The sequence below is a fragment of the Paenibacillus anseongensis genome (genome assembly GCF_009757995.1).
Taxonomy (GTDB): Bacteria; Bacillota; Bacilli; order Paenibacillales; family NBRC-103111; genus Paenibacillus_E; species Paenibacillus_E chondroitinus.
Map to the genome: position 1 here is coordinate 157,079 of NZ_WSEM01000015.1, position 19,966 is coordinate 177,044.

At 47.1% G+C, this 19,966-nt stretch carries 22 protein-coding genes and 1 riboswitch; of the genes, 21 read left to right on the plus strand and 1 reads right to left on the minus strand.

Annotation, left to right across the window (positions count from 1 at the left end; all coding sequences use genetic code 11):
* Window positions 1-25: 25 nt before the first annotated feature.
* From GON05_RS15590 to GON05_RS15625, 8 genes are all read left to right on the plus strand, one after another.
* Window positions 26-880 (plus strand): purine-nucleoside phosphorylase, encoded by an 855-nt coding sequence (locus tag GON05_RS15590; protein ID WP_157319956.1) that lies wholly within the window; start codon window positions 26-28, stop codon window positions 878-880.
* A 224-nt stretch (window positions 881-1,104) separates the two neighbouring features.
* Window positions 1,105-1,488: a cytochrome c oxidase subunit II gene (locus GON05_RS15595; protein WP_127458235.1), complete on the plus strand. Its 384-nt coding sequence runs from the start codon at window positions 1,105-1,107 to the stop codon at window positions 1,486-1,488.
* A gap of 72 nt (window positions 1,489-1,560) precedes the next feature.
* Window positions 1,561-2,862 carry a pyrimidine-nucleoside phosphorylase gene (locus GON05_RS15600; RefSeq protein WP_157319957.1) on the plus strand — a complete coding sequence of 434 codons (1,302 nt, stop codon included), beginning with the start codon at window positions 1,561-1,563 and terminating at the stop codon, window positions 2,860-2,862.
* Window positions 2,863-3,093: 231 nt separating this feature from the next.
* Window positions 3,094-4,224: a D-alanyl-D-alanine carboxypeptidase family protein gene (locus tag GON05_RS15605; RefSeq protein WP_246239195.1), complete on the plus strand. Its 1,131-nt coding sequence runs from the start codon at window positions 3,094-3,096 to the stop codon at window positions 4,222-4,224.
* A gap of 167 nt (window positions 4,225-4,391) precedes the next feature.
* Entirely contained in the window at window positions 4,392-4,745 is a 354-nt protein-coding gene (spoIIAA, locus tag GON05_RS15610) for an anti-sigma F factor antagonist (RefSeq protein ID WP_127458238.1), read from the plus strand.
* Window positions 4,742-5,188 carry an anti-sigma F factor gene (gene spoIIAB, locus GON05_RS15615; protein ID WP_127458239.1) on the plus strand — a complete coding sequence of 149 codons (447 nt, stop codon included), beginning with the start codon at window positions 4,742-4,744 and terminating at the stop codon, window positions 5,186-5,188. Before spoIIAA ends, spoIIAB begins: the two co-directional genes overlap by 4 nt.
* 11 nt (window positions 5,189-5,199) lie before the next feature.
* A complete protein-coding gene (sigF, locus tag GON05_RS15620; protein ID WP_029192952.1) occupies window positions 5,200-5,955 on the plus strand; it encodes an RNA polymerase sporulation sigma factor SigF in 756 nt (251 codons plus the stop codon).
* Between the two features lie 156 nt (window positions 5,956-6,111).
* The gene (locus GON05_RS15625; protein ID WP_157319959.1) at window positions 6,112-7,542 is read left to right on the plus strand and encodes a SulP family inorganic anion transporter; all 1,431 of its coding nucleotides are present in this window, start codon (window positions 6,112-6,114) and stop codon (window positions 7,540-7,542) included.
* A gap of 96 nt (window positions 7,543-7,638) precedes the next feature.
* On the opposite strand, the gene GON05_RS15630 is transcribed toward GON05_RS15625, so the two are convergent.
* Window positions 7,639-7,848, minus strand: a complete 210-nt coding sequence (locus GON05_RS15630) for a DUF378 domain-containing protein (protein ID WP_127458241.1) — start codon at window positions 7,846-7,848, stop codon at window positions 7,639-7,641.
* 177 nt (window positions 7,849-8,025) lie between these two features.
* Between GON05_RS15630 and GON05_RS15635 the strand changes: the two genes are divergently transcribed.
* From GON05_RS15635 to scpB, 13 genes are all read left to right on the plus strand, one after another.
* A complete protein-coding gene (locus GON05_RS15635; RefSeq protein WP_127458242.1) occupies window positions 8,026-8,661 on the plus strand; it encodes a stage V sporulation protein AA in 636 nt (211 codons plus the stop codon).
* Complete coding sequence (locus GON05_RS15640; RefSeq protein WP_157319960.1) at window positions 8,658-9,077, plus strand: stage V sporulation protein AB; 420 nt, start codon at window positions 8,658-8,660, stop codon at window positions 9,075-9,077. Before GON05_RS15635 ends, GON05_RS15640 begins: the two co-directional genes overlap by 4 nt.
* Before the next feature lie 22 nt (window positions 9,078-9,099).
* Window positions 9,100-10,719: a spore germination protein gene (locus GON05_RS15645; protein WP_157319961.1), complete on the plus strand. Its 1,620-nt coding sequence runs from the start codon at window positions 9,100-9,102 to the stop codon at window positions 10,717-10,719.
* A gap of 165 nt (window positions 10,720-10,884) precedes the next feature.
* Window positions 10,885-12,216, plus strand: coding sequence for a diaminopimelate decarboxylase (lysA, locus tag GON05_RS15650; protein ID WP_127458245.1), 1,332 nt, complete (start codon window positions 10,885-10,887; stop codon window positions 12,214-12,216).
* Between the two features lie 180 nt (window positions 12,217-12,396).
* On the plus strand, window positions 12,397-12,828 hold the full coding sequence (locus tag GON05_RS15655) for a peptidylprolyl isomerase (RefSeq protein WP_127458246.1): 432 nt from the start codon (window positions 12,397-12,399) through the stop codon (window positions 12,826-12,828).
* A 258-nt stretch (window positions 12,829-13,086) separates the two neighbouring features.
* The gene (locus GON05_RS38845; RefSeq protein ID WP_185157217.1) at window positions 13,087-13,278 is read left to right on the plus strand and encodes a hypothetical protein; all 192 of its coding nucleotides are present in this window, start codon (window positions 13,087-13,089) and stop codon (window positions 13,276-13,278) included.
* 636 nt (window positions 13,279-13,914) lie between these two features.
* A riboswitch (FMN riboswitch) is annotated at window positions 13,915-14,096 on the plus strand.
* Window positions 14,097-14,330: 234 nt separating this feature from the next.
* Window positions 14,331-15,440, plus strand: a complete 1,110-nt coding sequence (gene ribD / locus GON05_RS15660; RefSeq protein ID WP_157319962.1) for a bifunctional diaminohydroxyphosphoribosylaminopyrimidine deaminase/5-amino-6-(5-phosphoribosylamino)uracil reductase RibD — start codon at window positions 14,331-14,333, stop codon at window positions 15,438-15,440.
* 16 nt (window positions 15,441-15,456) lie between these two features.
* A complete protein-coding gene (gene ribE / locus GON05_RS15665; protein ID WP_157319963.1) occupies window positions 15,457-16,128 on the plus strand; it encodes a riboflavin synthase in 672 nt (223 codons plus the stop codon).
* A gap of 43 nt (window positions 16,129-16,171) precedes the next feature.
* A complete protein-coding gene (locus GON05_RS15670; RefSeq protein ID WP_157319964.1) occupies window positions 16,172-17,398 on the plus strand; it encodes a bifunctional 3,4-dihydroxy-2-butanone-4-phosphate synthase/GTP cyclohydrolase II in 1,227 nt (408 codons plus the stop codon).
* 55 nt (window positions 17,399-17,453) lie between these two features.
* On the plus strand, window positions 17,454-17,924 hold the full coding sequence (gene ribH, locus GON05_RS15675; protein WP_127451174.1) for a 6,7-dimethyl-8-ribityllumazine synthase: 471 nt from the start codon (window positions 17,454-17,456) through the stop codon (window positions 17,922-17,924).
* Window positions 17,924-18,562 (plus strand): site-2 protease family protein, encoded by a 639-nt coding sequence (locus GON05_RS15680; RefSeq protein ID WP_157319965.1) that lies wholly within the window; start codon window positions 17,924-17,926, stop codon window positions 18,560-18,562. The genes ribH and GON05_RS15680 overlap by 1 nt, the downstream gene beginning before the upstream one ends.
* 15 nt (window positions 18,563-18,577) lie before the next feature.
* On the plus strand, window positions 18,578-19,369 hold the full coding sequence (locus tag GON05_RS15685) for a segregation and condensation protein A (RefSeq protein WP_157319966.1): 792 nt from the start codon (window positions 18,578-18,580) through the stop codon (window positions 19,367-19,369).
* Window positions 19,353-19,955, plus strand: a complete 603-nt coding sequence (gene scpB, locus GON05_RS15690) for an SMC-Scp complex subunit ScpB (RefSeq protein WP_157319967.1) — start codon at window positions 19,353-19,355, stop codon at window positions 19,953-19,955. Before GON05_RS15685 ends, scpB begins: the two co-directional genes overlap by 17 nt.
* The last annotated feature ends 11 nt before the right edge of the window (window positions 19,956-19,966 follow it).

A 19,966-nucleotide genomic window follows, 5' to 3' on the forward strand; every position in this document is an offset into this window, starting at 1 on the left:
TATTTATCAGATAAGGAGATTCAACATGGCATTGACGTACATAGAGAAAATTAATGAAGCAGCAGCGTTTATTAAAGGGAAATTAGGGGATGTCGCACCTGTTATCGGGCTAGTTTTGGGCTCAGGGCTTGGCGATATGGCGAATCAGGTGGAAAATCCGATTGCGATTGATTACAGCGAAGTGCCGCACTTCCCGGTTTCAACGGTTGAAGGGCATGAAGGCCGTTTTGTCGCAGGAACACTTGAAGGCAAGCAAGTCATCGTGATGCAGGGGCGTTTTCATTATTACGAAGGTTATGATATGAAAAAGGTTGTCTTCCCTGTGTATGTCATGAAAGCAATCGGCGTTCATTCCGTTGTTATGACGAATGCGGCGGGAGGCATGAATCGCGGCTTCAAAGCCGGTGATCTCATGGTGATTAGCGATCACCTCAACATGACGGGTGACAATCCGTTAATCGGACCTAACCACAGCGAGTTGGGTGTTCGCTTCCCGGATATGTCCGAAGCGTACAGCCGCGAGTATCGCGAGCTTGCGCATAAGCTGGCCCAAACGGTAGTGGGAGAGGACGGCGTGCCTCTGAAGCTTCAGGAAGGCGTTTATGCAGGGATTACAGGACCTACTTACTGCACACCGGCTGAACTGATGATGCTGGCTCGAATTGGCGGCGATGCGATCGGGATGTCCACCGTAGGTGAAGTTATCGCGGCCCGTCATGCGGGACTTAAGGTCCTAGGGATTTCGTGTATTACAGATATGGCGGTGGGCGAGGAGCTTGAGCCTCTAACGCATGAACAGGTTGTCGCGGTGGCCAATCGGACGAAACCGAAGTTCATTGCTTTGGTCAAAGCTTTTGTGCGTGACGTGCAACTGGGATAAAGGGTCCGGCGGCTTCCAAATTCGGGAGAGGCTGAAGGGTGTGTAATTTACATCCGTGTGGGAAATAGTAAGGTTAATATCCCCCGATAAGGGGGATGTTTTTACGAGGATTCATTCACAATTCCGTCACAAAATATTCAAGGATTTGCCACTAAACCTGTATGGGATTGTCTCGCGATGTTAGGTAGAATAGATGAAGTGAACACATTATGAGGGGGATATGCATGCAAAAGTGGATTTTCTTTGTGTTATTTATCGTTGCGGGCGCACTGGGGCTGGGAGTCCTTTTTCAAGATATCTCTGAACGCCAAGAGGCGAAAGCAGCAGAGGAAGCCGGCAGCAAAATTCAACAGCTTAAGATTGCAGCCTCTAACTGGCAATTTGACTCGACCGATTACACGATCAAAAGTGGCGAGCCTACGAAAGTTTCCTTGTCTTTGAAAGAAGGCGTACACGCAATCGAAATTAAAGGGTTGGATGTCAAGCTGGATAAAGAAAACCCTTCAAAAGAAATTACGTTTGACAAACCGGGAACTTATGAGATTGATTGCGTACTACCATGTGGCGAAGGTCACGCTAAAATGAAAGCTAAATTAGTTGTACAATAAAAGAGAATACTAGTACAAAGGGGGGCTCAAGCAGCTCCCTTTTTTCGATTTATTATTGAAGGAGGAACTCATATGAGAATGGTTGATTTAATACATAAGAAAAGGTCCGGTGAGGTTTTAACCGAACAAGAGATCACGTTTATCGTACAGGGTTACACAAAAGGGGATATTCCGGATTACCAAATGTCAGCGCTGTTGATGGCGATTTTCTTCAATGGCATGATCAGTGAGGAAATATCCGCATTAACGATGGCCATGGCTGGATCAGGGGAAATGATTGATCTGTCGGAGATTGCCGGGATTAAAGTAGATAAACACTCGACTGGCGGAGTAGGGGATAAAATCAGTCTGATTGTCGGCCCGATCGTCGCTTCTCTCGGCGTACCAGTCGCCAAAATGTCAGGCAGGGGCCTTGGCCATACTGGCGGTACCGTAGATAAGCTGGAATCGATTCCGGGCTTCCGGATTGAATTATCGAAAGAGGATTTTATTACAGCAGTCAATACGAATAAAATTGCGATTGTTGGCCAGAGCGGTAACTTGGCTCCTGCGGATAAGAAGATGTACGCTCTAAGAGATGTAACAGCGACAGTAGATTCCATTCCGTTGATTGCCAGTTCCATCATGAGCAAGAAAATTGCCTCGGGCGCCGACGCGATTGTCCTTGATGTGAAAATCGGCTCCGGTGCCTTCATGAAAACCGTCGATGATGCAAGAGTGCTTGCCCGCACAATGGTCGATATCGGCGTGAAATTAAATCGCAATACAATTGCGATGATCACCGATATGGAGCAGCCGCTTGGCCGCGAAATCGGCAACGCGAACGAAATTCGCGAATCCATCGAAGTGCTGCGCGGCACTGGCGACAAGGAGCTAACCGAAGTCGCGATTTCGGTAGCGGCATATATGTCGCTGCTGGGCAAAGTGTTTGAGAGCTTTGAAGAGGCGCAGGAGGCTGTCCGCGACATTGTCATGAACGGGAAGGCGTTGGAGACGTTCAAGCGGTTTGTAGCGAGCCAAGGAGGCGATCCGAGGGTGGTTGATCAACCGGAGCTGCTGCCGACAGCGAGCTATCGTTTTGAAGTGCCAGCCGAGCGGGATGGCTATGTGAATCAAATCGATGCCGAGCAAATCGGAATCGCGGCTATGCTGCTTGGCGCAGGACGCGCCAAGAAAGAGGATCAGATCGACTACGCAGTAGGTCTGACTTTGAATAAGAAGATTGGCGACGCTGTCCAGACAGGGGAATCGATTTGCACCATTCATGCCAATCGAGAAGATGTACAGGAAGTTACGGCAATGATTCAAGGGGCTTATCGGATTGCGGCTGGTCAGCCGGCTCCTGTTCAATTGATATATGATGTGATCGTGTAGATCAGGTTCACACTCGTTCTATGCAAGAGGCTATCTCTCTGGTTTTTAGACCTTTGAGATAGCTTTTTTATTTTCCCTCCTTTGGAATATTTTGATGGAAAATCGTCAAGACTGATTAGCAGTCATTCCAGCTGCAAGCGTCTGGTTTTCACTTCATAATCTCACAGGAGGGGTACAAAGGCTATGCGAAAAAAAGGGCTAATAAGTTTAATCTGTTTACAGTTATGTGTGATGCTGATCTTACCGGCTGCTTATGCGGAAGAGAAAAAAGCGCCTACGGTCGACTTAACGCCGAACGCGCAATCCGCGGTATTGATGGATGCAGACACGGGCACAGTCATTGCGGAGAAAAACAAAGACACCAAACTTCCGCCAGCTAGTATAACGAAAATCATGACGATGCTTCTTATCATGGAAGCCATTGACAAAGGCAATATTAAAATGGATGAAAAAGTCCGGGTCAGTGAATACGCAGCCTCTATGGGAGGTTCACAAATCTTCTTGGAGCCAGGCGAAGAAATGACGGTTCAGGAAATGCTGAAGGGTATTGCGATGGCTTCTGGTAACGACGCCTCAGTGGCGATGGCCGAGAAGATCGCAGGATCCGAAGAAAATTTTGTGCAAATGATGAACGAACGCGCGCAGCAGCTTGGCATGAAAAATACCCATTTTTCAAATTGCAACGGACTGCCTGTCGCCAATCACTATACAACAGCCAATGATATTGCAGTCATGTCCAGAGAACTGCTTAAGCATGAAGGGATAACGAAATTTACCGGTGCCTATCAGGATTACCTGCGGAAAGAATCACCAAACCCTTTCTGGTTGGTAAATACGAATAAGCTTGTACGCTTCTATAGCGGCGCAGACGGCCTCAAAACCGGCTACACCAGCGAAGCGAAATTCTGTTTATCGGCAACGGCCAAACGGGATAATTTGCGTGTCGTGGCTGTCGTGCTCGGAGAACCGAACACTAAAACGCGAAATGCGGAGGTCACAAAGCTGTTTGATTACGCTTTTGCCCAATATACCAACTATCCTTTATTCAAGTCAGGCGATAGCCTGGGGAATTTTACCGTAAACAAAGGCCAGGTTTCGACAGTGCCGTTAGTTGCGAAGCAAAATTACAGCATTTTAATGAAAAAGGGCACGGCAACAGATAACATTCGACATGAGCTGCAGTTGGAGCCAAACTTGCGAGCACCTATTACGATGGGTCAACCGATTGGTAAAATTGTCGTATACAGCGGGGATAATGTGCTGACGGAGTACCCTCTTGAGTCACCGGTAGCTGTGGATAAAGCGTCTTGGTGGAAGCTGTTCAAGCGGACGACCTCGCACATGTTCCATACAGATAATTGATGAGATTTCGCGAATAATCAGGCTTTTCTTCTAGTTTTAGCGCTTTTCTTCTAGTTTTGTCGGGGTGGCAGGAGTTCCCAACTCAGTTGTAGAAACTTAAGTTTCAAGACTTATTTAGGGATCTTTGAGTGTAGCTCAAAGTCTCTCAGCTGAGGGGAGTGAACAGGTTGAGCCTGCAAATTGAATTCGAGCAAGGCCGAAGAGCGCTGATTGTTAGATTGAAAGGCGAGCTGGACCACCATACTGCCGATGTCGTCAAAGCCAGGATGGAGGAAGCGATTGCCAAAGAGCATACGCATCACTTGATCCTGAGTTTGAAAGATCTTACGTTCATGGACAGTTCAGGTCTGGGCGTCATTCTCGGTCGCTATAAGCAAATCACGAGTAAAGGCGGCAAGATGGTCGTATGTGATGTTTCGCCTGCTGTCTATCGCTTGTTCGAGCTCTCCGGAATGTTCAAGATCGTATCAATTCAGGATAACGAACGTAATGCAATGTCCAGTTTGGAGGTTGCACTATGAGTGAGCACAATTTTATGACGCTGCAGTTTGCCAGCCGTTCCGAGAATGAGGCCTTTGCACGTGTCGCTGTTGCTGCTTTCGTTTCACAATTGGATCCAACCTTGAATGAACTAACGGATATCAAAACGGTCGTTTCAGAAGCTGTGACGAATTCGATTATTCATGGGTATAACAATAAACCGGATGGTGTAATTACCATTACAACGAAAATTGAGGATGACGTAGTCCGAATTACGATTGAGGACCAGGGCTCAGGCATAGATGATTTGGAACAAGCGAAACAGCCACTCTACACATCCAAGCCAGAACTCGAACGTTCCGGAATGGGATTCACGATTATGGAAAATTTCATGGACGAAGTGGAAGTTGTGACGGCCGTCGGAATCGGAACCAAAATAAACATGTTGAAGCGAATTGAATCTAAAAAAGCTTTATACAATTAGGGGTTTGATCTATGGATGTCGATCTGAAGCATGCTTCTCACAGTTATTTAGACGATTCGGAAGTCAAACGGTTAATCGCCCTCAGCCAATCCGGAGATGGACTCGCCAGAGAAACACTCGTCAGCTGCAATATCCGCTTGGTCTGGTCTGTGGTTCAACGCTTTTTGAACCGGGGATACGAAGCCGAAGATTTGTTCCAGATCGGTTGCATCGGACTGCTCAAGTCCGTTGACAAATTCGATCTGTCCTATGATGTGAAGTTTTCAACCTATGCGGTGCCGATGATTATCGGCGAAATTCAGCGCTTCCTTCGGGATGACGGAACACTCAAGGTTAGCCGTTCGCTCAAAGAACTGGCTAATAAGATTCGCAAGACGAAGGACGAGTTATCGAAAAGGCTTGGCAGGCTTCCTACGATTAAAGAGGTGGCAGAAGAGCTTATGATCACGGCGGAGGAAGTTGTTTTCGCGCAAGAAGCGAATAAGCCGCTTTCCTCGATTCATGAGACCGTTTTTGAAAACGACGGGGATCCCATTACGTTAATGGATCAAATCTCCGACGAAAGCGGAGAGAAGTGGTTCGAGAAGCTTGCGCTCAACGAAGCCATCGGGACGCTCTCCGAGCGGGAGCGGCTCATTGTCTACCTCCGCTATTTCAGGGATCAAACACAGTCGGAGGTTGCTAGCAGACTGGGTATTTCCCAAGTGCAAGTATCACGATTGGAAAAGAAGATATTGCAATCGATCAAAGATCAGATTGCGCAATAACGAAAATAACCGTTCTCCATCAGGAGGACGGTTATTTTTTGTGCGTAGAGACATTGGCGAGATTTATGTATAATAAGTACTGCCAATAACGGTGTGGATTTTTCTGAAAGCGAAAAATCAAAATCAATTCTTTTATCAGTTGAGGAGTGAATATAGTTGTACGGGAAATGGAAGGATTCGTGGTTTTTTAATGTACGAAAGGATGTTTTGTCAGGAATAACGGTGGCTTTGGCTTTAATCCCCGAAGCGATTGCTTTTTCCATTTTAGCTGGGGTAGACCCGATGGTTGGCTTGTATGCTTCATTCATCATTGCGTTAGTGATCTCATTCACCGGTGGCCGGATGGGGATGATTTCGGCAGCAACTGGCGCGATGGCCTCTCTGATGGGGCCTTTGGTAGCGAAGTATGGCATTGAATATCTATTCGCCGCCAGCATTTTAACCGGTATCATTCAATATCTCATGGGTGTGTTCAAATTCGGCAAATTTATCACCTTCATTCCGCATTCGGTTGTCATTGGCTTTGTAAATGCCCTTGCCATTATTATTTTCTTGGCTCAGCTTCCTAGCTTTGCAGGTGCGGGTTGGCAGATGTACGCGATGGTAGCAGGTACCTTGGTCATCGTGTATGGACTGCCGCGGATAACCAAAGCCGTCCCTTCTGCGTTAGTTGCGATTATTGTGATGACCATCATATCGATCAATTTGCATCTGGATGTGCGCACGGTAGGAGATATGGGGGAAATCACGCAGACACTGCCGTTTTTCCATGTTCCTGACTTCCATCTGTCTCTGCAAGCCATTGGGGTGATTCTTCCGATCTCCTTGGCTTTGGCCGTGGTCGGTATTACGGAATCCTTGATGACGGCTACGATCGTGGATGAAATGACAGAAACAAAAAGCGATAAAAACAAAGAAGTTCGCGGGCAAGGCATTGCCAATGTGTTTTCCGGTTTTTTTGGCGGGATGGCAGGGTGTGCGATGATAGGCCAAACGGTGATTAATGTGAAATCAGGAGGAAGGTCGCGTCTATCCACCTTTGTGTCCGGCGTGTTTTTGCTATTTTTGATCATGGTGCTTGGTAATGTCGTTAAGCAAATTCCGATGGGGGCATTGGTTGGTGTCATGTTCATGGTGTCCATAGGCACTTTCGATTGGAAATCACTGAGAACGATAGCCAAAATTCCAAGAAGCGACGCGTTAGTCATGGTAATTACTGTCGCCATCGTTGTTGCAACGTCCAACTTAGCCATTGGGGTCTTGTCCGGAGTTACGTTAAGTGCTCTCATTTTTGGTTGGAGATCCGCAAAAATTAAGGCCTTTACCTCGATAGACGCTAACGGAGCCAAAACATATCGGGTTTCCGGCCAGTTATTTTTTGGCACAATGACTTATTTTATTGATTTATTCGATTATAGAAATGACCCCGAGACCATCACGATTGATTTTAGCAGCTCGCATGTTTGGGATCACTCCGCTGTTACGGCTATCGCTAAAACCATTGCGAAGTATGAGCAGCTGGGCAAAACGGTGATTTGTATTGGATTGAATGAGGAAAGCAAGCTTTTGGTGAAACAAGCAAGTTAAATACTGTCACAGCTATTTTTATAGAAAAGAAAAAGAGCCGCTATTTACCCGACAATCTACTGGGTATGGCGGCTTTCTTTTTTTAAACCTATACGTTTATCGTGCAGAATATCTGTTGTCGGAATAGAATCTTACGCAGTAAATGCCGCATAAGCCGACGATGGTATAGATAATGCGACTTAAAACCGAAGATTCCCGATGTGAATCCCCACCCAATATAGCTGAAACTAAATCCCATTCGAAGAGCCCAACTAAAAGCCAATTCAGCGCACCAATAATCACTAGAGTTAACGCTACTTTTGCCATGTTATCACCTTCTTTGTATGGAATAAGTTATCGTTATTCATTTCTTACTATGTCAATTTGAGGAGAGCTTTATTCCTGGAGAATTTACCATTGCAGCGGGTGATTATGGGTAGGAAACATTTTGCATACTACTCCTATACATGGATGATACCCGTAAGTAGTGAAGGGAGTGAGACCATGGCTAATAGTGGAGCTCCATACCTGTATATCCGGCTCAGGCGTAAGGCGAGTGTTCGCAAAGGAAGTGTCGTTCAGCTGCGGCATATCGCGCAAATTATTGTGGAACCTGACTATGAAACAGCTTTGAACGAGCTGATTATTCATAAGCCGCAGCAGGAGGATGGCAACCGCGTCCTGATTGATATGATGCTGATCGTTCGGAAAGTGAAAGAGCGGTACCCGGAGCTGCAAATTGAGCATTTTGGGGAACCTCATGTGCTCCTTGAAATTTTTTCTGATAATAAAAAAGCAAGTCCAGTGCTCATCGGATTGGTATGGCTGCTGCTGTTCATCGGTTCAGGGCTGGCCATTATGAATTTCCATGCCGATGTTTCCATGCTGGAGGTTCACCAGAGGATCTACGAGCTGATGACGGGTAAAAAGGTAGAGCATCCGCTCATTCTGCAAATCCCGTATTCCCTCGGCATAGGTGTCGGGATGGTGATCTTCTTCAACCATTTGTTTAAAAAGAAATTTAATGAGGAACCAAGTCCGCTTGAAGTCGAAATGTTCATGTACCAAGAGAATATTAACCATTATGTGATCACCGAAGAGTATATGAAAATTCATGAGGAAGGGGAGTCGAAGGGATGACTCTCCTTGGAGAAGTCCTTCTGATTGCTTTTATCGGATTAGCGGGAGGAATTGCCGTGGGCAGCGGGATGGTTGCCTTTCTTGTGGTCCTGGACATTATTCCGAGGCTGGCGCAGATCACACGAACATTCTCTAAAATACGTGCCTATGAAGCTGCGGTTGTGTTAGGTTCCCTTTTGTTTACTTGGGTGGATTTTAGCGATATGAAGGTGCATCTATTTCCAATAAGTGCTTCGCTCGTTGGACTATTTGCCGGCTGTTTTGTAGGGATGTTAGCAGCTGCGCTTACTGAAATTATTAATGTGCTGCCGATCCTTGCCAAGAGGGTGGGTATGGGTTCCTATATGATTTTGCTGCTGATGGCGATGATTTTCGGCAAAGTGTTTGGATCCTTGTTTGAGTGGTTGTTTTATTAAGGATTGAAGGAGGCGCACGGACATGAAAGTAATCGTCAAAACAGGGAATGACCATGAACATGAACATGATCATGTGAACGAATCCAAAGAAAAATTAGATAAACTGGCCATTGATGAGGAAGGAAATTTATCGGAATATAATCCAATCACGAATATGACGCCGGAAGAAAAGGAGTTGAAAATTCAGGAGGACATTCCGGATAACTTAGAGGATGTAAAAAGAGTGCTGGAGGAGCGCGTTGGCCTCAATCGCAGCTTCGATCTTGTGCTTAGGGAAATGGTGTTCGGATCAAAAAGAGTGGGGATCTTCTACTGTAACGGGTTCGTCAAGGATACGGTTTTATCGGATATTCTGACACGCCTTTCCTATGCCGGTGAAAAAAGTGTGAACCACCACACGGTCGAATCTTTCATGGATTATCTAATCCCTCACAATCAAGTCAAGTCCTACAAAAAAATGTCCGAAATCGTAGGGCAGGTGCTCATGGGTGGAACCGCGCTCTTCATTGAGGGAGAAACGGCGGCCATCGCCATCGACGTCAAGAGCTATCCCGTTCGGTCCATTGGCGAGCCGGATTTGGAGCGGGTTGTCAGAGGTTCACGGGACGGTTTCGTAGAAACCTTATTATTGAACGTAACACTCGTTAGACGAAGAGTGCGCGATGAGCGGTTGAAGCTGGAGATTATGCAAATTGGCAAACGAACCAAAACGGATGTCTGCATCGGTTATATCAACGATATTGCGAATGCGGATTTGGTTGATGCAATTAAAGAAAAAATCAGCCAAGTGAAGTTAGATGGTCTCCCCCTAGGTGAAAAGCAGCTGGAGGAAGCTATCGTTAATAAAGGCTGGAATCCGTATCCGATGGTACGTTATTCAGAGCGTCCCGATGTTGTGTCCGCACATTTGATGGAAGGACATGTGTGTCTATTTGTGGATACATCTCCAAGCGTAATGATATTGCCAACGACCTTCTTCCATCATGTGCAGCATGCAGAGGAGTATAGACAAACGCCGTTTATCGGCACTTATTTAAGGTGGGTGCGGTTTGCCGGAATCATGTCCTCCATTTTCCTGCTTCCGCTTTGGTTTATGATGGTGATGGATCCTTCTTTAAAACCTCCCGGTCTAGAGTTTCTTGGGCCGCAGAAAGAGGGCACGCTGCCGCTGCTTGTTCAATTCCTAATCGCCGATATCGGGATCGATCTGATGCGGATGGCCGCGGTGCATACCCCGTCTCCACTCGCAACTGCCATGGGTTTGGTAGCAGCCATATTGGTTGGGGATATAGCCGTTAAGACGGGTTTATTCATCAATGAAGTGATCCTATATCTGGCTCTTGCTTCCATTGGGATGTTTGCTACTCCAAGCTATGAGTTGGGGCTGGCTAACCGGATCATCCGGCTGGGGTTGCTCATTGCTGTGGCTATCTTCCATGTTCCGGGTTTTGTAGTCGGATCGACCTTATGGCTGCTCTGGCTGGCTACAAGAAAGTCCTACAATGCCCCCTACATGTGGCCGCTCATTCCTTTCAACGCGAAAAGCTTTTTTGCGATTCTTCTACGCCGTCCCGTATTGGCAGCCAAAACGCGTCTAAGCATTACAAAACCAATTGACGGCACACGTCAACCCAAATCGTAATAAACTAAAAGGACAAGAGCATTCATCTTGTCCTTTTTACGATTTAGGGTAGTGAGGATATTGTCAAATACGCTTTTCCTATGTTAATTTAAATAGTAATGCGCATTCGGCCGTTTGAGCGAAATATGAGCAGCAGCAGGTTCAGGGTGAGGGGGAAATGAAGCTATGTATTTGCATGGTACAAGTAAAATTAACGGTCAAGGTCACCTTGAAATCGGTGGTGTCGACGCAACGAAGCTGGTTGCGGAATATGGGACACCTTTATATGTGTTTGACGAAGCGCTTGTGCGTGAACGTTGCCGCGAGTTTGTAGATGCTTTCAAAGCGTCCGGTCTCAAATTCCAAGTGGCTTATGCGAGCAAAGCTTTTTGTGTGATGGCGATGTGCCGCATTGTCGAAGAAGAAGGAATGTCCCTCGATGTTGTATCGGACGGCGAGCTGTATACAGCTCTTCAAGCTGGATTCCCGGCTGAGCGGATTCATTTCCATGGCAACAACAAAACGATTGACGAGATCGAGATGGCGATTGATGCGAAAATTGGCTGTTTCGTTGTAGATAATTTTATCGAGCTTCAAATGCTGAACGCCATTGCCGGTGAAAAACGTCAAAAAGTGAAAATTTTACTGCGTATTACGCCAGGTGTCGAAGCACATACGCATGAATATATTTCCACGGGCCAAACGGATTCCAAGTTCGGTTTCGATCTAGGCAACGGTTCCGCATTCCGCGCGGTGGAGGAGGCTTCCAAGCTGAGCCATTTGGAACTGCTCGGTATTCATTCTCATATTGGCTCGCAAATTTTTGAGGTGGAAGGCTTCCGCATGGCTGCCGAGAAAATGGCCAGCTTTGCCGTTCAAGTTCGTCAAGAAATTGGCGTGACATTCAAAGTCATTAACCTTGGCGGAGGCTTCGGTATCCGTTATGTGAATGAAGATACTCCGCTTCCGGTATCCGTTTACGTGAAAGCTATCACGGATGCGATTAAAGACAATTTCGGACGCAACGAATATCCGCTTCCCGAAATCTGGGTAGAGCCGGGCCGCAGTATCGTCGGCGACGCAGGAACGACCTTGTACACCGTTGGAACGGCGAAAGATATTCCTGGTGTACGTAAATATGTATCTGTCGATGGCGGTATGACAGATAACCCGCGCCCTGCCTTGTATGAGGCTGTGTATGAAGCTATGCTGGCGAACCGCGCAACCGAAGAGCCTACGGAGGTCGTATCGATTGCCGGTAAATGCTGTGAGAGCGGCGATATGCTGATTTGGGACGTGAACCTCCCGAAAGTGAACTCGGGCGACGTGCTTGCCGTGTCTTGCACAGGCGCATATAACTATGCGATGGCAAGCAACTATAATCGTATCCGCCGTCCAGGCGTAGTTTTCGTGAGCGAGGGGCAAAGCGATCTCGTCGTGAAGCGCGAGACATTCGACAATATTGTCGGGAACGATTTAATTCCTGCTAGAATGAAACAAGTGAGCAAAACGGTTTAACATAGAACACAGCTGGATTTACAGGCTGAGAAAGGGCTATCCCTCAGGTCTTCAGGACTTGAAGGATAGCTTTTTGTGTGCCCACGAAAATAGAGTTCTCTATTTAGCTGAAAGGCAGATTTGTGAAATGCATCTTTTCATAGTAGAATAAGATATTATTGTCTAAAGGAGTGGACCACAATGGCCAAACAAGCAAAAATTAAACTAGCAGGCGGTGGCGAAGTTCTAATCGATCTTTTCGAAAATGACGCGCCAAATACCGTTGCCAACTTTGAAAAATTAGCAAATTCCGGTTTCTACAACGGACTTGTTTTTCATCGCGTAATCCCAGGATTCGTTGCACAAGGCGGTTGTCCATCCGGCACAGGAACTGGTGGCCCAGGCTACCAAATCAACTGTGAAATCAACCCTAACAAACATGAGCGCGGCTCCTTGGCTATGGCTCATGCAGGCAGAAACACAGGTGGAAGCCAATTCTACATCGCTTACCAACCACAGCCTCACCTTGATGGACAACATACTGTATTCGGTAAAGTGTCCAAAGGTATGGAACTCGTTGATGCTTTCAAAGGCAGAGACTTGATGGAAAAAGTAGAAGTTGTAGAAGTTTAATATCGGAAAATGGGAAGAGCCTGCTGACAGTTGTCAGCAGGTTCTTTTATTTGAGGGAGCTGCTGGACACCAGTCTCTAGTGTCGGCGGTTACTTGAGCTTTGCTTGCAGAATGGCCGTGAATTGATCGGATAAAGACTCTGGAATCCGTCAGAGCTGGGAAATGTGCGATTTAATGGGAATAGCGGCTGTGAGGTCCGTTAGGATGAGGGCAAAGCTTGCGCACGATATGCTGGCGACGGTAAGAAGCTGAGCTCCAATGAGGCGACCACGCATGAACAACTTCAACGATGTAAAACATCGTTGGAAAGCTGCCGAAGGTAGGGGAGCTTCAGAGAGAAAAGTGCAGCAGACATCAGCTAACGGACAGAGATGGCCTTATTTCGCAGAAATAAGGCTTTGTAAAATTCTAACGGACAGGAGAGCCGCTATTCACGATGATTCCGACTAAAATGGCCGTGAATGGACCGAATAGCGACTCTGGAGTCCGTTAGAGCTGGGAAATGCGCGAAATAACGGGAATAACGGCTGTGAGGTCCGTTAGATGAGGGTTGAGCCTGCGCACCACATGCTAGCGACGGTAAAAAGCTGAGCTCCAACGAGGCGACCACGCATGAACAACTTCAACGATGTAAAACATCGTTGGAAAGCCGCTGAAGGTGGGGCAGCTTCAGAGAGAAAGGTGCAGCAGACATCAGCTAACGGACAGAGATGACCTTATTTCGCAGAAATAGGCTTTGTGAAATTCTAACGGACAGGAGAGCTGCTATTCACGATGATTCCGACTAAAATGGCCGTGAATGGACCGAATAGCGACTCTGAAGTCCGCTAGAGAAGAGAATGCTCGAAATAACGGGAATAGCGGCAGTGTGGTCCGTTAGGATGTGGGCAGAGCCTGCACAGGTCAGTATGTACTATTTGGAAGGGGAATATATCCAGTTTTATGCAAATAGTGCTACCGGAAACATAGGCGCAATCGGGTTGAAGCGGTGCAAAATGAGTCGTTTTTTGTAGGGCGAGGTAAAAAAGACCTTGCTTTTTCGATGAGTGAGTGATAAATTTTTCATAAGTTACTTTTCATATGTGTGCAAACCTTCGGGGCGTGGTGAAATTCCACACCGGCGGTGATTTGATGGCAGGCTGATCTGGCTGCTTTCAATTAGTCCGTGACCCGTTTTGAAGCTAGCGGTACCTGATATACAGCTTCGCTACGGCTGACCCGGTGAGAATCCGGGACCGACAGTATAGTCTGGATGGGAGAAGGAATACGCGAACATTAGATTCGCTATGCATGCTTGTACATTTTTTCACGAGAACAAAAATTCGGCAGGTCTATGCTTTGGCATGGATACGTCGTGCTTGTTTGATTTGATCAAAAATGCAGCAAGTGTGGATGGATGAAGCTTCTTCGTGTTACCTAAACAATCTCTGGCCCCTATCCGATATACGGAGGGGTCTTTTTGCATTCTATTTCAAAATAGCTTGGAAAGGCAGTGAACACACATGCATGTCTTGAATGATGAAGCTTATATGAGGCTCGCTCTGCAAATGGCTGAGAGTGCTCTTGGCCAAACAGGGATTAATCCCGTTGTTGGATGCGTCCTGGTAAAAGACGGTCGTATCGTGGGGATGGGGGCGCATCTGAAGCGCGGACATGGCCATGCTGAGGTTCTTGCTTTGCAGATGGCTGGCGAAGAAGCGAAGGGCAGCACGGCGTATGTTACGCTTGAGCCGTGCAGTCACTACGGCAAGACGCCGCCTTGCAGCGACCGTCTCATTGAGGCCGGTGTTGCCCGCGTTGTCGTTGCGGGCACCGACCCGAACCCGCAGGTTGCGGGCACGGGTGTTGCCAAACTGCGCGCCCACGGCATAGACGTGTCCGTTGGGCTGCTGGGAGAGGAAGCCTCGCTCATGAATGAGACTTTTAATAAGTACATCGTCACGCGTATGCCTTTCGTGACGCTGAAAACAGCCAGCACGCTCGACGGCCGCATTGCCTCGAAAACAGGCGACAGCAAATGGATTACGTCGCCTGCGTCGCGCGAATTCGTGCATACCCTGCGCCATCGGCATCAGGGGATCATGGTCGGCGTCGATACTGTCATCGCCGACGACCCGCGCTTAAGCGCGCGCGGCGACGTACCGGCTGTGCAGCCGGTACGGATCATCGCGGACTCGCGCTTGCGAGTCCCGCTGGGCGCCCAGGTGCTCACCGAGCAGGATCGTCAGCCGACGATCCTGCTCGCCACCGCACAGGCGCCCGCAGAGCGGCGTGCCGCGCTGGAAGCTCGCGGCATCACGGTCCTCACCTGCGGCGACGGTCCGCAGGTGGATCTGACGCTCGCCATGCGGCAGCTCGGCGAGCGAGAGATCGGCTCCATCCTCCTCGAGGGTGGAGGCAAGCTGAGCGGCGCCATGCTGGAGCGGCGCCTACTGGATAAGCTGGTGCTGATGTTTGCGCCGAAAATTATCGGCGGCGGGCAGGCAGCACCTATGAACATCACCTTCGAAGGCTTCGCGAAGATGGATGACGCAATTACGCTCGACCGGTTAAAGGTCGAGCAGTTCGGACCGGATGTATGCCTAACCGGGTATCCGGTGTTTAAGAGCTAACGAATGGAGGGCTGTCATGTTTACCGGCATTATTGAAGAAATCGGCCACATGCGCCGCATTCATAGCGTAGGTCAAGCTATGGTATTAACGATTGGCGCAAAAAAGATCCTTGAGGATGTTCATCTGGGAGACAGCATTTCGGTGAATGGGGTTTGTCTGACGGTCATTTCGTTTGACAACGAATCTTTCTCTGTCGACGTGATGCCGGAAACTTACCGCAAGACGAATTTGCGCAAGCTGCAAGCCGGTACACGCGTGAATTTGGAGCGAGCGATGGCGGCAAACGGCCGTTTCGGCGGACACATTGTGCAAGGACATGTAGATTCAACAGCAACGATTATTTCGCGGATTCCAGAAGAAAATGCGGTTGTTTATCGGTTCGAACCGGAGGATAAACACATTTTCCGATATATAATAGCTGGCGGCTCGATCACCATTGACGGGATCTCCCTTACGGTTGTCGATGTCACAGAACGCGATCTGGCGGTTTCGATTATTCCGCATACACTGGCTCAAACCGTTCTGCATGATAAAAAAGCAGGAGATACTATTAACATGGAATGCGATGTTCTGGGCAAATATATGGAACGACTGCTAAAGTTCGGTCCTGCTGATGCCTCGGCGGGTAACGGTAAAAAGCAAAGCACGCTTTCTGCAAGCTTTCTGGCGGATCATGGCTTTATGTAAGGGTAATTAGCTTACAAAGATAGTTCGGTTAGGAGAGGTGAAGATGACAGAAATAAAATTCAGCACGATCGAAGAAGCACTGAAAGATCTCAGTTTAGGGAAAGTCATTATCGCTGTGGATGACGAAGATCGCGAGAACGAAGGGGATTTCATCGCACTGGCGGATAAAACGACCCCGGAAGTGATTAATTTCATGATCAAAGAAGGCCGCGGGCTGGTGTGCACGCCGATTACGGAAGAACGGGCCAAAGAGCTTGACTTGCCGCCGATGGTCGCTAGAAATACCGATTATCATGGCACTGCCTTTACCGTATCTGTAGACCATGTTGAGACAAGTACGGGGATTTCCGCACATGAGCGTTCAAGAACGGTTATGGGCTTGATTGATCCGGATACGAAACCTCAGGATTTCCGCAGACCGGGTCATATTTTCCCGCTAATCGCCAAAAAAGGCGGCGTACTCCGCAGAGCTGGACATACAGAAGCAGCGGTTGATTTGGCTGTTTTATGCGGGTCCTATCCTGCCGCGGTCATTTGTGAAGTCATCAAGGAAGACGGAACGATGGCTCGGGTTCCGGATCTTATGGAAATCGCCAAAAAACATGATTTATGCATCATTACGATTCAAGATTTGATTCACTACCGCAATCAACAGGAGAAATTGGTTGAGCGTGAAGTTGAAATTAAGCTGCCTACGGATTTCGGCACTTTTAAAGCAATCGCCTATACGAATCAACTGGATAGCAAAGAGCATGTTGCCCTAGTTAAAGGAACAATTGACCCTTCCAAACCAACGCTGGTTCGTGTGCATTCCGAGTGTTTAACTGGTGATGTTTTCCATTCACACCGCTGCGATTGCGGTCCTCAACTGGATGCTGCATTAAAACAGATTGATGAAGAGGGCAATGGTGTATTATTATATATGCGACAGGAAGGTCGCGGTATTGGTCTGATCAACAAATTAAAAGCTTATGCTCTGCAAGAGCAGGGATTAGACACTGTAGAAGCGAATATTAAGCTTGGATTTGCTCCAGATCTTCGTGATTATGGCATTGGCGCGCAAATTCTGAAAGATCTTGGCATTACGCAGCTGCGCTTGTTGACGAACAATCCTCGCAAAATTAAAGGGTTAGAGGGTTACGGTCTCGAAGTTGTTGAACGCGTTCCGATTCAAATGCCAAGCAAAGAGGACAACGTTAATTATTTGCGGACAAAAAAACAAAAGCTTGGCCACATGCTGAGCTTCCATGATTCCGGCAGCGGAATCTGATCTTAGATCTTACACTTCAAATAACGGTTTTTATATAGAAAAGGAGAATTTAATCATGGCTACAATTTATGAAGGACATTTAGTATCGCAGAATTTGAAATATGGTATCGTCGTAGGTCGTTTCAATGAATTTATTACTTCCAAATTGCTTGGCGGCGCGCAGGATGCTTTGAAACGCCATGGCGTTCAGGATAGTGAAGTGGATATTGCTTGGGTACCGGGCGCGTTCGAACTTCCGCTTATTGCTCAAAAAATGGCGGAAAGCGGGAAATATGATGCGGTGATTACCCTTGGCGCCGTCATTCGTGGTTCAACGCCTCACTTTGATTATGTGTGCAGTGAAGTTGCAAAAGGTGTATCTGCCATTAACCTGAAAACAGGCGTTCCAACAATCTTTGGTGTTTTAACGACGGATTCTATCGAGCAAGCGGTTGAACGCGCGGGAACGAAAGCTGGCAACAAGGGTTGGGAAGCGGCAGTAACGGCAATTGAGATGGCGAACTTGACGAAACAATTCACTTCCTAATGCTTTCTTATTATCATCTGGAATCACTGCTTCCCAGGCTGCTCGCCTTCCTGATTGCGATGACGCTCCATGATGCTGCACATGCAGGAGTTGCTTGGCTGTTCGGAGACCGGACAGCCCGGGACAGCAAACGTTTATCGCTTAACCCCTTGGTACACTTGGATGCCTTGGGGTTGGCGATGATTGTTTTTGGTCCTTACGGCTGGTCGAAGAAAATGCCGGTAGAGGCTATGCAGTTTAAAAAGCCAAAACTTTATCATACAATTGTGTATGCAGCAGGTCCTTTTACCAATTTGCTGCTCGCTTTGTTTTTCTGGTGGCTCTATTTCTTTCTTCCTGATTTTTTCGGAGGAGCATCCGAGTCGATCACCGTGGAACAATGGCGAGTCTATTTGCAGTACGGCGTCATTGTCAATCTCATGATTTGCCTTATACATATGTTACCGCTTTATCCGCTAGATGGTTGGTATATCCTTAAAGGCCTGATTCCTCCGAAAAATCAAAGATGGATGGATCGCAATCAGCGATATGCACTTTTTCTTGTCATCGTTTTGATGATTACACCTATCGGCCAATGGGCCTTGGAACGTATTTATCCGTTTGCCGCGCAGTTTGTTATGAATATATTTTCACTATGACAAGGGGGAGATTACATGAAAGTTACCTATAAGTTAGAAGCTTTTGAAGGCCCCCTTGATCTTTTGCTTCATCTTATCGATAAAAATGAACTCGACATTTATAATATTCCTGTCAAAGAAATTACAGATCAGTATTTGGCTTATGTACAAGCTATGCAAGAGCTGGAGTTGGAGATTACAAGTGAGTTTCTAGTCATGGCCGCTACACTACTCTCTATCAAAAGCAAAATGCTGCTGCCCAAGCCGCCTGTTATTGAATTTGACGAATATTTTGATGATATGGAAGACGAGCTTGATCCTCGCGCAGAGTTAGTCGCTAAACTTATTGAGTACAGAAAGTACAAGTCTATTGCTGATATGCTTAGAGATAAAGAAGTAGAGCGAAGCCTGGTGTATACGCGTGAGCCTGAAGACTTGACGCCATTCCTGCCGCATGTGCAGGAGAACCCTGTTGAAGGGCTGGACGTTGCTGATTTGCTATTCGCTTTTCAGCGCACGCTTCGCAAACTTGTGAACCGCAATATTGTTACTAGAATTCGAAGAGACGAGATTTCTGTCAAAGAACGGATTAGAGAGGTTATAGATTTGCTAAAAGTGAAAGGCGGCAAGCTGCTTTTCTCGAAATTGTTTGATTATGAAATGACTCGGGAAGAGATCGTCGTCACATTTTTGGCCATTCTTGAATTGATGAAAATGAAAAAAGTCGTATGTTATCAATATCAATTATTTGAAGATATCGTGATTCAAGCCAAAGAGGAGGGTTCAGACATTGACACTCAGTTTTCCACAGATGAAATCGATTATTGAGGGACTCCTTTTTGCCTCTGGTGACGAGGGATTGGATGCCAAACAAATAGCTGAGGTCATGGATCTTGATTTGTACATCGTTCGCGATTTGCTTAAGGATATGCGCACGGAATTTAAACGCAAGGGAAGAGGAGTCCAGATCGTTGAGGTAGCCGGTGCTTACCAGTTAACGACATTGGCTGAGCATGCGCCATATTTTGAGCGACTGGCTTACACACCTTCACGTTCATCCTTATCGCAAGCTGCACTGGAAACCTTATCCATTGTTGCTTATAAACAACCGATTACAAGAGTAGAGATCGAAGAAATACGCGGCGTGAAATGTGATCGTGCTTTGGCTACTCTGGTAGGAAAAGATCTTATATTGGAAGTTGGACGTGCAGATGCAGTAGGAAAACCGATCTTGTATGGTACATCCAAACAATTTCTTGAGTATTTCGGGCTCAGCTCCATCCAGGAACTGCCGGATTCAGGCAGCTTCCAAGGCGAGTTTGATCTGGAGGAAGAAACTCGCATGTTGTTTGATCGGATGGGCGGAGATCAGAAACAGATTACACTCGAGGATGTTTCGGAGGAAACCGAGTAACGATAAATGCA

Excerpts from the sequence above, each read along its gene's own strand:
- GON05_RS15590 (WP_157319956.1), top strand. The coding sequence starts at position 26 with ATGGCATTGACGTACATAGAGAAAATTAATGAAGCAGCAGCGTTTATT.
- GON05_RS15595 (WP_127458235.1), top strand. The coding sequence starts at position 1,105 with ATGCAAAAGTGGATTTTCTTTGTGTTATTTATCGTTGCGGGCGCACTG.
- GON05_RS15600 (WP_157319957.1), top strand. The coding sequence starts at position 1,561 with ATGAGAATGGTTGATTTAATACATAAGAAAAGGTCCGGTGAGGTTTTA.
- GON05_RS15605 (WP_246239195.1), top strand. The coding sequence starts at position 3,094 with ATGCTGATCTTACCGGCTGCTTATGCGGAAGAGAAAAAAGCGCCTACG.
- spoIIAB (WP_127458239.1), top strand. The coding sequence starts at position 4,742 with ATGAGTGAGCACAATTTTATGACGCTGCAGTTTGCCAGCCGTTCCGAG.
- sigF (WP_029192952.1), top strand. The coding sequence starts at position 5,200 with ATGGATGTCGATCTGAAGCATGCTTCTCACAGTTATTTAGACGATTCG.
- GON05_RS15630 (WP_127458241.1), bottom strand. The coding sequence starts at position 7,848 with ATGGCAAAAGTAGCGTTAACTCTAGTGATTATTGGTGCGCTGAATTGG.
- GON05_RS15635 (WP_127458242.1), top strand. The coding sequence starts at position 8,026 with ATGGCTAATAGTGGAGCTCCATACCTGTATATCCGGCTCAGGCGTAAG.
- GON05_RS15640 (WP_157319960.1), top strand. The coding sequence starts at position 8,658 with ATGACTCTCCTTGGAGAAGTCCTTCTGATTGCTTTTATCGGATTAGCG.
- GON05_RS15645 (WP_157319961.1), top strand. The coding sequence starts at position 9,100 with ATGAAAGTAATCGTCAAAACAGGGAATGACCATGAACATGAACATGAT.
- lysA (WP_127458245.1), top strand. The coding sequence starts at position 10,885 with ATGTATTTGCATGGTACAAGTAAAATTAACGGTCAAGGTCACCTTGAA.
- GON05_RS15655 (WP_127458246.1), top strand. The coding sequence starts at position 12,397 with ATGGCCAAACAAGCAAAAATTAAACTAGCAGGCGGTGGCGAAGTTCTA.
- GON05_RS38845 (WP_185157217.1), top strand. The coding sequence starts at position 13,087 with ATGAGGCGACCACGCATGAACAACTTCAACGATGTAAAACATCGTTGG.
- ribD (WP_157319962.1), top strand. The coding sequence starts at position 14,331 with ATGCATGTCTTGAATGATGAAGCTTATATGAGGCTCGCTCTGCAAATG.
- ribE (WP_157319963.1), top strand. The coding sequence starts at position 15,457 with ATGTTTACCGGCATTATTGAAGAAATCGGCCACATGCGCCGCATTCAT.
- GON05_RS15670 (WP_157319964.1), top strand. The coding sequence starts at position 16,172 with ATGACAGAAATAAAATTCAGCACGATCGAAGAAGCACTGAAAGATCTC.
- ribH (WP_127451174.1), top strand. The coding sequence starts at position 17,454 with ATGGCTACAATTTATGAAGGACATTTAGTATCGCAGAATTTGAAATAT.
- GON05_RS15680 (WP_157319965.1), top strand. The coding sequence starts at position 17,924 with ATGCTTTCTTATTATCATCTGGAATCACTGCTTCCCAGGCTGCTCGCC.
- GON05_RS15685 (WP_157319966.1), top strand. The coding sequence starts at position 18,578 with ATGAAAGTTACCTATAAGTTAGAAGCTTTTGAAGGCCCCCTTGATCTT.
- scpB (WP_157319967.1), top strand. The coding sequence starts at position 19,353 with ATGAAATCGATTATTGAGGGACTCCTTTTTGCCTCTGGTGACGAGGGA.